The 14,893-nt window shown below is 46.8% G+C and carries 16 protein-coding genes; 6 read left to right on the top strand and 10 right to left on the bottom strand.

Annotated elements, in window-relative coordinates:
* Window positions 1-98 precede the first annotated feature (98 nt).
* Entirely contained in the window at window positions 99-635 is a 537-nt protein-coding gene (gene hpt, locus E0D98_RS14735; protein WP_000683335.1) for a hypoxanthine phosphoribosyltransferase, read from the top strand.
* 40 nt (window positions 636-675) lie between these two features.
* On the opposite strand, the gene can is transcribed toward hpt, so the two are convergent.
* Window positions 676-1,338, bottom strand: coding sequence for a carbonate dehydratase (gene can, locus E0D98_RS14730; protein ID WP_000651599.1), 663 nt, complete (start codon window positions 1,336-1,338; stop codon window positions 676-678).
* Between the two features lie 108 nt (window positions 1,339-1,446).
* Between can and E0D98_RS14725 the strand changes: the two genes are divergently transcribed.
* The 4 genes from E0D98_RS14725 (at window position 1,447) to E0D98_RS14710 (ending at window position 4,978) form a co-directional block, all read left to right on the top strand.
* A complete protein-coding gene (locus E0D98_RS14725) occupies window positions 1,447-2,373 on the top strand; it encodes an ABC transporter ATP-binding protein (protein WP_000150637.1) in 927 nt (308 codons plus the stop codon).
* Window positions 2,370-3,140, top strand: a complete 771-nt coding sequence (locus E0D98_RS14720) for an ABC transporter permease (RefSeq protein ID WP_000972203.1) — start codon at window positions 2,370-2,372, stop codon at window positions 3,138-3,140. Before E0D98_RS14725 ends, E0D98_RS14720 begins: the two co-directional genes overlap by 4 nt.
* A 104-nt stretch (window positions 3,141-3,244) precedes the next feature.
* Window positions 3,245-3,685, top strand: a complete 441-nt coding sequence (locus E0D98_RS14715) for a PTS sugar transporter subunit IIA (protein ID WP_000901989.1) — start codon at window positions 3,245-3,247, stop codon at window positions 3,683-3,685.
* Window positions 3,686-3,748: 63 nt separating this feature from the next.
* Window positions 3,749-4,978: a polysaccharide deacetylase family protein gene (locus E0D98_RS14710; RefSeq protein ID WP_000277878.1), complete on the top strand. Its 1,230-nt coding sequence runs from the start codon at window positions 3,749-3,751 to the stop codon at window positions 4,976-4,978.
* Window positions 4,979-4,981: 3 nt separating this feature from the next.
* Here E0D98_RS14710 and panD read toward each other — a convergent pair whose 3' ends face one another.
* On the bottom strand, window positions 4,982-5,362 hold the full coding sequence (panD, locus tag E0D98_RS14705) for an aspartate 1-decarboxylase (protein WP_000621515.1): 381 nt from the start codon (window positions 5,360-5,362) through the stop codon (window positions 4,982-4,984).
* A gap of 273 nt (window positions 5,363-5,635) precedes the next feature.
* On the opposite strand from panD, the gene rpnC reads away from it, so the two are divergent.
* Entirely contained in the window at window positions 5,636-6,538 is a 903-nt protein-coding gene (gene rpnC, locus E0D98_RS14700; RefSeq protein ID WP_000339945.1) for a recombination-promoting nuclease RpnC, read from the top strand.
* Between the two features lie 73 nt (window positions 6,539-6,611).
* On the opposite strand, the gene panC is transcribed toward rpnC, so the two are convergent.
* From panC to E0D98_RS14660, 8 genes are all read right to left on the bottom strand, one after another.
* Entirely contained in the window at window positions 6,612-7,463 is an 852-nt protein-coding gene (panC, locus tag E0D98_RS14695; RefSeq protein WP_000905383.1) for a pantoate--beta-alanine ligase, read from the bottom strand.
* A gap of 11 nt (window positions 7,464-7,474) precedes the next feature.
* Window positions 7,475-8,269 carry a 3-methyl-2-oxobutanoate hydroxymethyltransferase gene (gene panB, locus E0D98_RS14690; RefSeq protein ID WP_000805455.1) on the bottom strand — a complete coding sequence of 265 codons (795 nt, stop codon included), beginning with the start codon at window positions 8,267-8,269 and terminating at the stop codon, window positions 7,475-7,477.
* Between the two features lie 112 nt (window positions 8,270-8,381).
* On the bottom strand, window positions 8,382-9,725 hold the full coding sequence (locus E0D98_RS14685) for a fimbrial-like adhesin (RefSeq protein WP_001331232.1): 1,344 nt from the start codon (window positions 9,723-9,725) through the stop codon (window positions 8,382-8,384).
* Entirely contained in the window at window positions 9,709-10,305 is a 597-nt protein-coding gene (locus E0D98_RS14680; RefSeq protein ID WP_000553764.1) for a fimbrial-like protein, read from the bottom strand. Before E0D98_RS14680 ends, E0D98_RS14685 begins: the two co-directional genes overlap by 17 nt.
* Window positions 10,306-10,331: 26 nt before the next feature.
* Complete coding sequence (gene yadL, locus E0D98_RS14675; protein WP_000143205.1) at window positions 10,332-10,934, bottom strand: fimbrial-like protein YadL; 603 nt, start codon at window positions 10,932-10,934, stop codon at window positions 10,332-10,334.
* A 14-nt stretch (window positions 10,935-10,948) separates the two neighbouring features.
* Entirely contained in the window at window positions 10,949-11,518 is a 570-nt protein-coding gene (locus tag E0D98_RS14670) for a fimbrial protein (RefSeq protein WP_050877044.1), read from the bottom strand.
* A gap of 16 nt (window positions 11,519-11,534) precedes the next feature.
* On the bottom strand, window positions 11,535-14,135 hold the full coding sequence (htrE, locus tag E0D98_RS14665) for a Yad fimbria usher protein HtrE (protein ID WP_000153176.1): 2,601 nt from the start codon (window positions 14,133-14,135) through the stop codon (window positions 11,535-11,537).
* Between the two features lie 34 nt (window positions 14,136-14,169).
* The coding region (locus tag E0D98_RS14660; RefSeq protein WP_140035456.1) for a fimbrial chaperone at window positions 14,170-14,893 on the bottom strand (724 nt) is incomplete at its 5' end.

Below are 14,893 nucleotides of genomic sequence, written 5' to 3'. Positions count from 1 at the left end.
GAATAGTTTTACTGGTATACTGCGTGTCTTGCGCTTTGTTGCGGTGCCAAAACCTGCCCGTGCGAAGTGATTTGTTTTTAAATCATATGGTTAGAGATATGAAACATACTGTAGAAGTAATGATCCCCGAAGCGGAGATTAAAGCGCGTATCGCCGAACTGGGTCGTCAGATTACTGAGCGTTACAAAGACAGCGGCAGCGATATGGTGCTGGTTGGTCTGCTGCGTGGCTCATTTATGTTTATGGCGGACCTGTGCCGTGAAGTTCAGGTATCTCATGAAGTCGACTTTATGACCGCCTCCAGCTACGGTAGCGGCATGTCCACCACCCGTGATGTGAAAATCCTCAAAGATCTGGATGAAGATATCCGTGGCAAGGACGTGCTGATTGTTGAAGATATCATCGACTCGGGGAATACACTGTCGAAAGTGCGTGAGATCTTAAGCCTGCGCGAACCGAAGTCGCTGGCGATTTGTACGCTGCTGGATAAACCGTCCCGTCGTGAAGTGAACGTCCCGGTAGAATTTATCGGTTTCTCGATCCCGGATGAGTTTGTGGTGGGTTACGGCATTGATTACGCACAGCGTTACCGTCATCTGCCGTATATCGGCAAAGTGATTCTGCTGGACGAGTAAGTGTGAAGTTGCCGGATGTGTTGCATCCGGCATGGCATTTTTATTTGTGGTTGGCGTGTTTCAGCTTGAGGTTGGAAATCCCGTGACGGTAACGTTGCTCAAGGGTTTCGCGGTTGGTCGCTGTGACATCCAGATCACGCAGCAAGCCGTCGTGAATGCCGTAGGCCCAGCCGTGAATGGTAACTTTCTGCCCGCGTTTCCACGCTGATTGCATAATGGTGGAGTGGCCCAGGTTATACACCTGTTCCATGACGTTCAGTTCACACAAGGTATCCAGACGGCGCTCTTGCGGCATTTCGCCGAGCAATGAGCTATGTTTGAACCAGATATCGCGGATATGCAGCAGCCAGTTGTTGATAAGCCCCAGTTCCGGGTTTTCAACTGCGGCTTGTACGCCGCCGCAACCGTAGTGGCCACAGATAATAATGTGTTCAACTTCGAGTACATCCACTGCATACTGAACCACGGAAAGGCAGTTCAGGTCAGTGTGAATGACCAGGTTAGCAACATTACGGTGAACAAAGAGTTCGCCCGGCTCAAGACCGGTTAAACGTTCTGCAGGAACGCGACTGTCGGAACATCCAATCCATAGAAAGCGCGGTTTTTGCGCTTGTGCCAGTTTCTCAAAAAACCCGGGATCCTCTTCCACCAGCATTTTTGACCATAGTGCATTGTTGCTGATGAGTGTATCTATGTCTTTCATGGAGGTTAACGACCTGTAACCAAATAATTACGTTTGGCTAATATAGGGCAACTCCGGGACGATTTAAACCACAGATAAAGTGTAAGAACGTAAGGTAAGTAAAAATTTATGACCATTGCACTGGAACTTCAACAGCTTAAAAAAACCTATCCAGGCGGCGTTCAGGCGCTTCGTGGGATAGATTTGCAGGTCGAAGCGGGTGATTTTTATGCGCTTCTCGGGCCGAACGGGGCCGGGAAATCGACCACTATCGGTATTATCAGCTCTCTGGTAAATAAAACCTCCGGGCGGGTCAGCGTATTTGGTTACGATCTCGAGAAGGATGTCGTGAACGCTAAACGTCAGTTGGGACTGGTGCCGCAGGAATTTAACTTCAACCCGTTTGAAACCGTGCAGCAAATTGTGGTGAATCAGGCAGGGTACTATGGCGTGGAGCGCAAAGAAGCGTACATCCGCAGCGAAAAGTATCTTAAACAACTCGATCTATGGGGAAAACGCAACGAACGTGCGCGTATGTTATCTGGCGGGATGAAGCGCCGTTTAATGATTGCCCGTGCGTTAATGCATGAACCTAAACTACTGATTCTCGACGAACCGACCGCAGGCGTGGATATTGAACTTCGCCGCTCAATGTGGGGCTTTTTGAAGGATTTAAACGACAAAGGCACCACCATCATTCTCACCACACACTACCTGGAAGAAGCAGAAATGCTGTGCCGCAATATCGGCATTATTCAACACGGTGAGCTGGTGGAAAATACCTCGATGAAGGCGCTGCTGGCGAAGCTGAAATCGGAAACCTTTATTCTCGATCTCGCACCGAAAAGCCCGTTACCGAAGCTCGATGGCTATCAGTATCGACTGGTCGATACCGCGACGCTGGAAGTTGAAGTGCTGCGTGAGCAGGGGATCAACAGCGTATTTACGCAGTTAAGTGAGCAGGGCATTCAGGTATTAAGTATGCGTAACAAAGCTAACCGTCTGGAAGAGCTGTTTGTTTCACTGGTTAATGAAAAACAAGGAGATCGCGCATGATGCATCTTTACTGGGTGGCGCTAAAAAGCATCTGGGCGAAAGAGATCCATCGCTTTATGCGTATCTGGGTGCAGACGCTGGTGCCGCCAGTCATCACCATGACCCTTTACTTTATTATCTTCGGTAACCTGATTGGTTCGCGTATTGGCGATATGCATGGCTTCAGCTATATGCAGTTCATCGTACCGGGGCTGATCATGATGTCGGTGATCACCAATGCCTACGCCAACGTTGCGTCATCATTTTTTGGTGCCAAGTTCCAGCGTAATATTGAAGAGCTGCTGGTAGCGCCGGTTCCGACTCACGTCATTATTGCCGGATATGTCGGCGGTGGCGTGGCGCGTGGTCTGTTTGTTGGCATTCTGGTGACGGCAATTTCACTGTTTTTTGTGCCGTTTCAGGTGCATTCGTGGGTATTCGTTGCCTTAACCCTGGTGCTCACGGCGGTGTTGTTCTCCCTTGCGGGTTTGCTGAACGGTGTGTTTGCCAAAACGTTCGATGACATCAGCCTGGTGCCAACCTTTGTGTTAACGCCACTCACGTATTTGGGTGGGGTCTTTTACTCACTGACTTTGTTGCCGCCGTTCTGGCAAGGGCTGTCGCACCTGAACCCAATCGTTTATATGATCAGTGGTTTCCGCTACGGCTTCCTCGGTATCAATGATGTTCCGCTGGTCACTACCTTTGGCGTACTGGTGGTCTTTATTGTGGCGTTTTATTTGATCTGTTGGTCGCTGATCCAACGTGGACGTGGTTTGCGTAGCTAAGGCTATTTCCTCTCCTCTGGATTTGGGGGAGAGGAGTTTTGACGGCTATCACCCTTTATCAACAATGGTCAGGGTAGACTGATTTTCGGCTAAGGAGGAAGGCGATGTTAGGTTGGGTAATTACCTGTCACGATGACCGGGCGCAAGAGATACTGGATGCGCTGGAGAAAAAACATGGGGCGCTTCTTCAGTGCCGGGCCGTGAATTTCTGGCGTGGGTTAAGCTCTAATATGCTCAGCCGCATGATGTGCGATGCTCTGCATGAAGCGGACTCTGGTGAGGGTGTCATCTTCTTAACCGATATAGCCGGAGCGCCACCGTACCGTGTGGCTTCATTATTAAGCCACAAACACTCCCGTTGCGAAGTGATTTCTGGTGTCACGTTACCGTTAATTGAACAGATGATGGCTTGCCGTGAAACCATGACTAGTTCAGAGTTTCGCGAGCGTATTGTCGAACTGGGTGGGCCGGAGGTGAGTAGTCTTTGGCACCAACAACAAAAAAATCCGCCTTTCGTCCTCAAACATAATTTGTATGAGTATTAACCCACGATTCTTATAGCGCTTTTGCTACAATAAAAGCGTTGTTTCACCCTCGGTTATTTTTTCATGTACAAACAAGCTGTTATTCTCCTGCTGATGCTGTTTACCGCAAGTGTCAGTGCCGCGTTACCTGCCCGTTATATGCAAACCATCGAAAATGCTGCGATCTGGGCGCAAATTGGCGACAAGATGGTGACCGTGGGGAATATTCGGGCCGGGCAAATCATTGCCGTGGAGCCCACTGCCGCAAGTTATTACGCATTTAATTTTGGCTTTGGTAAAGGGTTTATCGATAAAGGGCATCTCGAGCCAGTTCAGGGGCGACAAAAAGTTGAAGACGGTTTGGGTGACCTCAACAAGCCGCTGAGTAATCAGAACTTAATTACCTGGAAAGATACGCCGGTCTATAACGCGCCGAGTGCGGGCAGTGCGCCATTTGGGGTACTGGCGGACAATTTGCGCTACCCGATTTTGCATAAACTGAAAGACAGGTTAAATCAAACCTGGTATCAGATCCGTATTGGCGATCGACTGGCCTATATCAGCGCGCTGGATGCCCAACCCGATAATGGCCTGCCGGTGCTAACCTATCACCATATTCTGCGCGATGAAGAAAACACCCGTTTTCGCCATACTTCGACGACCACCTCAGTACGCGCTTTCAATAACCAGATGGCCTGGCTGCGCGACAGGGGATACGCGACACTGAGCATGGTGCAGCTGGAAGGTTACGTGAAGAATAAGATCAATCTCCCTGCGCGAGCGGTGGTGATTACCTTTGATGATGGCCTCAAATCGGTGAGCCGCTATGCGTATCCCGTGTTGAAACAATATGGCATGAAGGCGACGGCGTTTATTGTTACCTCGCGCATCAAACGTCACCCGCAGAAGTGGGACCCAAAATCGCTGCAATTTATGAGCGTTTCTGAACTTAACGAAATTCGCGATGTTTTTGATTTCCAGTCACATACCCATTTTTTGCATCGAGTGGATGGTTATCGCCGCCCCATATTACTGAGCCGTAGTGAACACAATATTCTGTTTGATTTTGCACGTTCACGCCGCGCTCTGGCGCAATTTAATCCGCATGTCTGGTATCTTTCGTATCCGTTTGGCGGATTTAATGACAAAGCCGTGAAGGCAGCAAACGATGCCGGATTTCACCTGGCGGTGACAACCATGAAAGGCAAAGTAAAACCGGGGGATAATCCGTTGTTACTAAAACGACTTTATATCTTAAGAACGGATTCGCTGGAGACGATGTCGCGGCTGGTGAGTAACCAGCCGCAGGGATAACAATCAAGCAACCTGTACCGGAATCGCTTTCGCGGTACGTTTCATTTCATTGTCGCCTTCAAAATAGGCGACGTTGGGTCGCCAGGTGCGAGCTTCTTCATCTGGCATGGTAACGAAGCTGGCGATGATGACAATATCGCCGACACTGGCGCAGTGGGCCGCCGCACCGTTAACAGAAATAATTCTCGAACCGCGTTCTGCCGCGATGGCATAAGTGGAGAAACGCTTGCCGTTGGTGACATTCCAGATATCAATGGCTTCGTTTTCGAGAATACCGGCTGCGTCAAGGAAATCCTGGTCAATGGCGCAAGAACCTTCATAGTGCAGGTCCGCATGAGTCACTTTCACGCGGTGGAGTTTGCCCTGCAGCATCGTGCGAATCATAACTTCTACCTTTCTACCCTGTCGTTAACGAAGCAGGCGATGCCTGCTTTGAGGAAATTCTCACGCAGTATTGCCCGATTTTTGTTTAGTGTCTACTCATCTGACGGCATTTACATCAGCAGTTTGCGTACCGTGCCGAAGCGTGCCATGTAACGGCTGTAACCTATTGAAATTTCTCTGAACGCTGCTCGGTAAACACTAAAGAGGTGGCTGACGATGGCACGCCTTGACTGGATACTGCCTTCACGCAAGACAACACGGAAGGCAGGGAAGATGGATGCACCGAGTACCACACCGCATGATGCAGTGTTTAAACAATTTTTAATGCACGCGGAGACGGCTCGCGACTTTCTGGAGATACATTTGCCAGTGGAATTACGAGAACTTTGTGACCTCAACACGCTTCATTTAGAGTCGGGGAGTTTCATTGAAGAGAGCCTGAAAGGACACAGCACGGACGTGCTCTATTCCGTGCAAATGCAGGGCAATCCCGGTTATCTGCATGTTGTGATTGAACACCAAAGCAAGCCGGATAAGAAAATGGCCTTTCGCATGATGCGTTATTCTATTGCTGCCATGCACCGGCATCTGGAGGCGGATCACGATAAGCTGCCGCTGGTGGTGCCGATACTGTTTTATCAGGGCGAGGCCACACCTTATCCGCTCTCAATGTGCTGGTTTGATATATTTTACTCGCCGGAGCTGGCACGACGCGTCTATAACAGTCCTTTCCCGCTGGTGGATATCACCATCACACCGGATGACGAAATCATGCAACATCGGCGGATTGCGATTCTCGAACTACTGCAAAAACATATTCGCCAGCGCGACTTAATGTTATTGCTGGAGCAACTGGTCACGCTGATTGACGAAGGGTACACTAGCGGAAGTCAGTTAGTTGCCATGCAAAACTATATGCTGCAACGCGGTCATACTGAACAAGCGGATTTGTTTTATGGTGTGCTGAGAGACAGGGAAACGGGAGGGGAGTCTATGATGACGCTGGCGCAGTGGTTTGAAGAGAAAGGGATTGAGAAGGGGATTCAGCAGGGAAGACAGGAGGAAAGGCAAGAATTCGCCCTGCGTCTTCTAAGTAAAGGAATGTCTCGGGAAGACGTTGCAGAGATGACAAATTTATCTCTTGCTGAGATTGATAAGGTAATTAACCTTATTTAAGTTACCTGTGTTATGACAGATGACGTGGGGTAAATTAATAACTGGCGCCATCAGCCGTAGCGCCAGTTAAGTATTACGCCAGCTCGACCATTTTGTTGTCGATCAGGCGAGCATCGCCAAGCCAGGCGGCTACCAGAATTACTGCCCGTTTGCTGGTTTCAGAAACTTCCAGCAATGTGTCGGCATCGCGAATCTGAATATCATCGGCGCGGAAGCCTTTTTCATTCAGTTCTTGCCCCGCAATGGTAATAATTTCATCGAGATCCCGTTCCCCAGCCTGCAATTTGTCAGCAATCGAACTTAAAACTTTGTACAGACCAGGCGCAATTTTGCGTTGTTCCGCCGTCAGATAACCGTTACGGGAACTTAGCGCCAGACCGTCTTTGGCGCGCATAATTGGCACACCGACAATCTCAATATCGAAGCCCATATCGGCAACCATTTTGCGGATCAGCGCCAGTTGCTGAAAGTCCTTTTCACCGAAGCAGGCGATGTCCGGCTGGACCAGGTTAAACAGCTTGCTGACGATAGTCGAAACGCCGCGAAAATGCCCCGGACGGCTCGCGCCTTCCAGCATGGTCGAAAGCCCGGGAACGTCAACGTAAGTATGGGTTTCAGTACCGTTCGGGTAGATCTCTTTTACCGAAGGGGCGAAAACTAAATCCACTTTACGTTTGTTTAGCTTCTCGCAGTCCTCCTGCAAGGTCCGTGGATAACGTGCCAGATCTTCCGGGCGGTCGAACTGCATCGGGTTAACGAAAATACTGACGACGACCACATCGGCGCGGGCTTTGGCTTCGTCGACCAGCTTCATATGGCCATCGTGCAGATTACCCATAGTAGGCACCAGCGCCACGCGCTTGCCTTCCATACGCAGGCGGCGAATTTGCTGACGCAGCAGCGGCAGGGTTTCGATAATTAACACAACGTGACTCCTTAATGGAAACTGTGTTCTTCGCCCGGATAAACGCCGGACTCCACTTCAGCCATATACTGCCGCACAGCCGCGCGGATGTCGCCCGTTTCGGCGAGGAAATTTTTAGCGAATTTAGGAATGTGACCGCCGGTAATGCCGAAGGCGTCGTGCATCACGAGGATCTGCCCGTCAGTGACGTTGCCTGCGCCAATGCCAATAACCGGGATCGCCAGTGCTTCGGTAATACGTTTTGCCAGTTCAACCGGCACGCATTCCAGCACCAGCAGCTGTGCCCCAGCGGCTTCTAAGGCTAATGCATCGCTGAGCAGTTGATCGCCTGCTTCATCGCCGCGCCCCTGAACTTTGTAGCCACCGAAAATATTCACTGACTGTGGGGTTAAACCTAAGTGACCACATACAGGAACGGCACGTTCGGTCAGCATTTTTACGGTTTCGACCAGCCACTCACCGCCCTCAATTTTGACCATATTGGCACCGGCACGCATAACCGTTGCGGCGTTTTCAAAGGCTTGTTCCGGCGTGGCATACGCCATAAACGGCAGGTCAGCCAACAGCAGGCAGTTTGGCGCGCCGCGACGTACGGCGGCGGTATGATAGGCGATATCCTCGACGGTAACGGGAAGGGTGGAGTCGTGGCCCTGAACCGTCATGCCCAGCGAATCGCCTACCAGCATGACGTTAAGTCCTTCATCAGCAAATAGTTTCGCGAAGCTGTAGTCGTAAGCGGTGATGGTCGCGAAACGCTTTTTATCCTGCTTACATTTCTGAAGTGAAGCAATGGTGGTCGGTTTCATAACGTGTCCTGATAAATGATGTCGTGTTGCCTGGCATTTTATCAGTCACATTGGTGGGGGCAATGATTTATCAATTACCGCACCGCCAGATGATGGCGGTGCGGTGGACTTATTAAGGGTAGGTTACCTGGAAAGTACTGGTGGCTTTAAACTCACCAGCTTCTATTGGTATAGTTCCATCCTGTTGTAGCGTGGCCTGGAAATGGAGAGGGTATGTTATACCTGTATCTTGATCCGGGTAAACTCCTCCTGTTGTATCGTCTTTGCCTCTCGGGTCGTAATCTTTATAAACAGAATTTGAATCATTAGGTTTCAATGTCATTAGAGGATTTTTACTAGTTGCTAAACCTTCTATGAGTACACCGACTCCTTTTGCTGCGTCATTACCTGTGAGAGTATTACCAAGGAGTTGCCCGTTTTCAGTACCAACCTTTGTTGAAACTAATTTTGTCTCAATATTAGTCACACGAACGCAGTTTTGAAGTGAAATATCAAAAGGAACCGGTGTGGCACCGTTTCTGATTTGTTCTGCACTATATTCACCCATTTTTACCGTAGAACCAGTCACAGAAGTTCCACTAAGCATAGCGGTAAAACAAGTGGGATTAGTCAACTTGACATTGAGCAGATCGAAATCGATTTTGATAAAATAACTATGCTCATTTATACCTTGGCCTGCGCCATAGGCTTTAAATGAATACAGATAATTTGATGAGCTGGATAATTTGATCTGTTGAGTTACTGTTGGATCAAAGTTTGTATCTGTATAGAATTCAATTGTAAGGGTCTGATAAATACCACCTACAGCCCAGTATTTACGGGTGCTATTCGCATTATTGCAACTCCAATATAACACGTCTTCGCTTGGATTATACCACGAAAAATATTGTTCTGCAGAGTCACCAATGTATATCCCAGGTGAACTAACGTTAGTTACGGTACCGTAAGCTGACCACATGTTTGAAATTAATAATGTGTAATACAAACCAGGAACTGATGTATTAAATAATTTATGGGAGCCATACATTTTACCTGAGTCAACCATTGCATTTTCAATACGCATTGCGCTACCACTTGTGCTATCACTTCTGTTGCAATAAAGAAAACCACCACCAGAAGCGGTATCTAACTGACTCCACTGTAATTTTACACCTGTAGGTCCAAGCTGCGTCGGTTTGTAGAAAACTAAATTATTTGTACTTGTTGCATATCTGAATATGACAGTAGCATCGCCATTCGGCCCCGTTTCTCTCCATTTTTGATCTGACGGACCAACGCCGTAACTATTCCCAACAATATATCCTACGTTATCATCAGTGCCAGCACTCGCGGTATAACAACTCAAGCACAGAATTAAAAAAAGAAAATGTCTGAAGAATTTCTTCATTATCACTCCACCATCTACTGCTGTAACAGTCGCAGTTATTTGTTTTGATCTATTATTCGTAGTACACATCAACTAATATATGACTCATTACCTGGCCAGATATGACATCCAGCGCGGGATCGATTTTTTGCATTCTGGCATAAAATTTCCATGAAGAATTATGCAGGGCAGAAGTCATTACTGGATACACGGAACGAGAATTTCCTGCTGAACTAATAACATTGAATATATTGGTCGGGTCCTGAATGGAAAAGAGAACGACACCGACATTTTTAGCCCCGGTTGCGACTTCATTGGCAAATATTTGCCTTGAACCTGCAGCCATGACACCGCTAAGGGCTCTAAAATCAATATGTAACTGATTAAGCACATCGCCAGTTCCCTGTAATGCACAGTCTGATACTGTGACAGTGAACTCTTTTCCACCTGGTTGATAGCTTTCAGGAGTAACATTATCTGAAAAATATCCCACCCCAACGACGCCAAGATCAATATTACCCTGGTTACTGATTCCGCTTTTGCAAGTGCTGTTTTTTACATTGGCAACAAGGTCAATATCCTGCCCAGCGATGGCTGGATAGGTAATGGGAAACTGTAGTGACAGAAACAGAATTATTCTCTTCATCAGCTTACGTTGAGTGGGATGCATATATAGTTCCTGGATCTGTCAGTCTGTTAGTTATAGGTTACTGTAAATGTGGCAGGTGCAGAAAATTTACCCGCAGTGACATTGCTTACGGTTTTATTTTTTTCGACGACCAGTCGAGCACTCATCGGATAATAAACAACCGCGTTGGCTGCATTGGAGATAGTGACCTCTTGAGATGCTGGTGTCACACAACTAAATTGTGTTGCGCTACCTGTTGCCGGAGTTTCGGTGCTCCAGACTTCAACGGCGACGGCACTTGCTTTATCTGCGGCTGTGGATCCATTTGCGAACCCCGCACCGTCATTAGCAGTACCTTCGCATGTGGCTCGCTTGGTTAATTTTATTTGTGCTTTTTTATTGGGGATACCCGCACAGTCTTTGAATTTGAGTTTGAATGTTTTAACTTTGGTCTTGGCATTGATTTCAGAAATATATACATCGCCAAAGTCAACAACAGAAATGTCCTGATCAGAGTCATTTACTAATGTAGCGGTACAAGTACCTATTTCTACGGTAGTAATCACGGTCAGCCCAATGCTGTCTGTTGCCGCATAAGAGGGTACGCTGAACAATGAGGCAGCCAAAACGACACTGCTGGATAATCCATAACGTAAATTTTTAAATGTCATCTTAATTATCCTTCTTATTGATAGATGAAATTAAACGTTGCCAGTGCACGAAAATTCCCCGGTACGCCTTGCCCTGCATCTGTTTCACGTAGCGCAACGGTCATTTCAAGACCCTTATCGGGCTGCATCTCGTCTGTGCTCCAGCGTATCTTTTCCGCACTGTTAGGTTTAAGGAAAGTGGCATCATCAGTAGTCCGTTTTTTGAAACCCATACCGATATTACTTGTCGTCGAAGATGAATCACCAGACTGCGGTATAATAAGCTTAGGTGAGCTTGATGATGCATTTCCGGTCAGAGTGGTATCAATCCAACTGATGCCACTGCTGCACCCACTAGCAACCAGTTTAAAATCAGCCAGAGATTCTGTCGTTTTATTCGCGATCTTATCCAGACCCATCTTAGGGATTCTCAATGTGTAGTTATTATTGCCATCATTCGTGACGTTATTACCAGTAAGTGTGATGTTACAGGTTGTCGCTTTGACAGTGGCTGTAAACTCTACATTAATATCCGTTGCAAATACTGATGGTGATAATAATATTCCCATCAGTATCGCTATTTTATGTGGCGTTATTTTTATCATTTGACGTCCCTTGTAGTTACTGAATCTGACACCGAATTCCATTCAGAATAATAGATTGCGCTATTTTTTCTGCTTCTGAACTTTGTTGATAATGCGCAAGACAACTTACGGGTTTACTTTCTTCGAGCCATTTAATGCTGATATTTCCCTGCTGCTCAATGCCACGAACAAATGCTTGTCCACCCTGTCCAACATTACCAATGACATTGCCTTGCTCATCATAAATATCTGCAGCAAATGGAATATTTTTACCATCACTTCGTGTGATGTTCATAATGGCTGATTGCCCTTGCACGGTTTCAAAATCAGCAAAGACGACTGAACCCTGACGCGGTACAGCTACTGCACTGGTACTTTTTAATTCAACATCGTTCTCAAGATCGTTGATATCCAGCGCGATACGGTTTTCATGATAAGGAGAAAGAGCGCTGGTGACACCATAACCCCATCGATCGATAGTACTGTTGCCATAATTTATTCGCGCTCCTTGAGCACCTGGAGCCTGAACTACCGCCAGTGTATCGGAGTCGCTAAAACTGTCATTACTGAAGGTCAGGCCGCCGCTATGCAATACAAAACCACCGTCGGTGCTGAGAGACACTTGACGACTGTTATCGCTATTTGCAGAAACTGAACCTGCCAGGGTTCCCCACGGTGATTCATAGCTGGCATAACCCCCAACATAACTCAAATCTTTGCTGGCTTTATTCATCGTATAGCCAGTATTTACGCTATAACTGAGGCGAGCGTTATCACTATAGCCACTGCTACTGACGTTGAGTTGGTTATTACCCTTAAAGTCACTGCTCATTTGAGTATCAATACTCTGGAAACCTGAAGTCCGTTGTTCAGTGCCAAGTAATTTTTCAATAGGAATGGTGAAACTGAGATAAACGCTATCGTCAGTGTCGCCGTCTTCATTCCATGAACGCTGGGCACTGACACTGTAGCTGCCCCAGGATGCACTGTTACTGTAGCCAATAGAGTAATTGCTACGATTTTGTCCGGAAGCCCAGTAATCGGACCAACTTCCGGAAAGATAAAATGAACCGTAATCTTTTTTCTCAAATTTTAGCGGTTGGTTAATACTGACCGTAACCTGATTTTTCATGCGCGAGTAATTACGCATGGATTTCGGTTCAAGATCTTGTTCGGGATGTTTCACTTCATCAATTAGAGTTAGTGCATCATTAAGACCAAGGTAATTCTGTGTCGAATAGCGATAGGCCGCGATATTCAGTGAAGTACTTGTTTCTTCGAATAACTTGTTCCAGGAAACACGATAACTTTGTCCCTGATATGTTTTATCATCCGGTATACGAACATTGGAGTGAGTCACATCGAAAGAAAATGCACCGACTGAAGTATTCAGACCAAGACCTAACAAACCAGCGGTATAGTTATTATCGGTAATCTGAATACCAGTATAACCCGTTAGATAGTTATTCAGACCGTAGTAGTAGCTGGCCTGAAATAAATTAGGCTCATCCTGAATATCATCTTTTAAGACCTGGCCGCCGCTAATATCCCAACGTCCAACGCCAGGGCGTAACATTTGAACGACCGATGAAAAAGGTTGCGAGAATGTCCGCTTTGAGCCATCGGATTCTTCGACAGTAACAATAAGATCGCTGCCGTAACCTGACGGACTCAGATCATCAATGACGAAAGCGCCTGGCGGCACAGTCGTTTCATAAATCTTATAGCCACCTTGCGTAATAGTGACTTTGGCGTTGGTATTAGCAACGCCATGAATGATAGGCGCAAAACTCGCTAATGTCGGAGGCAACATGCGGCTGTCGCTGTATAAACGAATGCCGCGGATACTGACAGAATCAAAGGTTTCGCCCGTTGTATAAGACTCACCAAGAATGAGTTGAGAACGCAGCGAGGCGATATCACGCTGTATATACCGATTCTTAAAATCATAATTACTGCCAGAATCGGTCATCCAGTTGTAGTTGCCTGAGGCACGCAGTCGCCATGCTCCTAAATTCATCCCACCGTTAAAAGCAGCATAAATGCTGTCATTTCTTCGACCAGGAGTTTCACTATGATATCCGTTGAGGTTGTATGACAACATGGCCGCATTAATGCCATTTTCCCATAACGATGGATCAACATAGTTTTGGTAATTTTTCATTACCCATGCCTGAGGAACGTCTATATCCAGACGTTGCTCGTTAACGTCATAACGAACAGAAGCCTGAGGGATAATTTCCGTCAAATTAAGGCAATTGCCGAGTGTTTCATCCCTGGCAAGCAGAACGGCTTTTTCGTTATTTATATCGGGAGAATTTATATGAAACTGCAATAAATTCTTAAGTGTGATACAGGCTTGTGCGTTTTTTTTTCCTTCAATTTCAATAAATGTAATGCTTTGGTTAATAATAGGTTGATCGTTGACATAAACACTGACGTCGTACATACCCGGTATAGCAGGGTTACCTTCACTATACCGGCTGAGATCAATATTTGAGGCATTCTGCCCCATCAGGAAGGTATGGTCATATTCAACAAGTTCAGCACAGAAAGCACTATTGCAATACAGCAGCGCGCAAAACGTAGCGATACGGGTCAGATGATTATGATAATTTTTAGTTGGTTTTATAGTCACGTTATGCTTCCTGCGGAATTATATCCTTGCCTGATTACAGACTGGCATTACCTTCAATGGCGCCACCAAAATCATTAATGGCGTAAAAATGTACTTTTGCAGAACTTGCTTTGCCATTAAGGCCAGTGACTTTCATGACCTCATCACTAAATGGTGCAATCATTTTCACATCAATCGGATAGCGTTTACCGCTAGCTTCTAAATCACCACTGCTAAAAGAGACGTAGTAAGGGGTTGGATTGGTCACTCGCAATGACGCCTTACCTTCTGAACCTGACCAGAACCACTTCAGGGCTAACGGGGCTTCAGAGGGATTTCCCTTCAATCCATCCGGGCGATAGAAAAGTTTTATACGTGTGCGAAATGCCAGTTGCAGCAGACTTTGATTCGCGACCTTTTCTGCATCTGGTTTTGGTGGAACTTCCAGTACGTTAAACCAGAACACGCTCTCTCTGTCTTTAGGCAGTGAGGTGCTGGCTGTGTACATTAATTTGATTGTTTGCCCACGTTTGGCATCAATACGCGATACTGGCGGCGTGGCAGTAAAAGGGACTGTAATACTGCCAGGCTCAGCGTTGTCATCGCCAGTATCTAACCAACTCTGGACAAGCAACGGGTTATTCCCTTTATTTTCCAGACGTACGTTGACACTTTTTTGATCGCTTTTATATATTACGCGAGTACCCGAAATGACAATGTCCGCAATAGACGATGAACTAAAAGCCATACAGGTTACGAAGCATAAAGCTGTTGTATGT

Origin of the sequence: Escherichia sp. KCJ4928, from assembly GCF_004352695.1 — a bacterium.
In the GTDB taxonomy this organism is placed as follows: Bacteria; Pseudomonadota; Gammaproteobacteria; order Enterobacterales; family Enterobacteriaceae; genus ECMA0423.
This window is presented reverse-complemented; position numbering and strand designations above follow the sequence as displayed.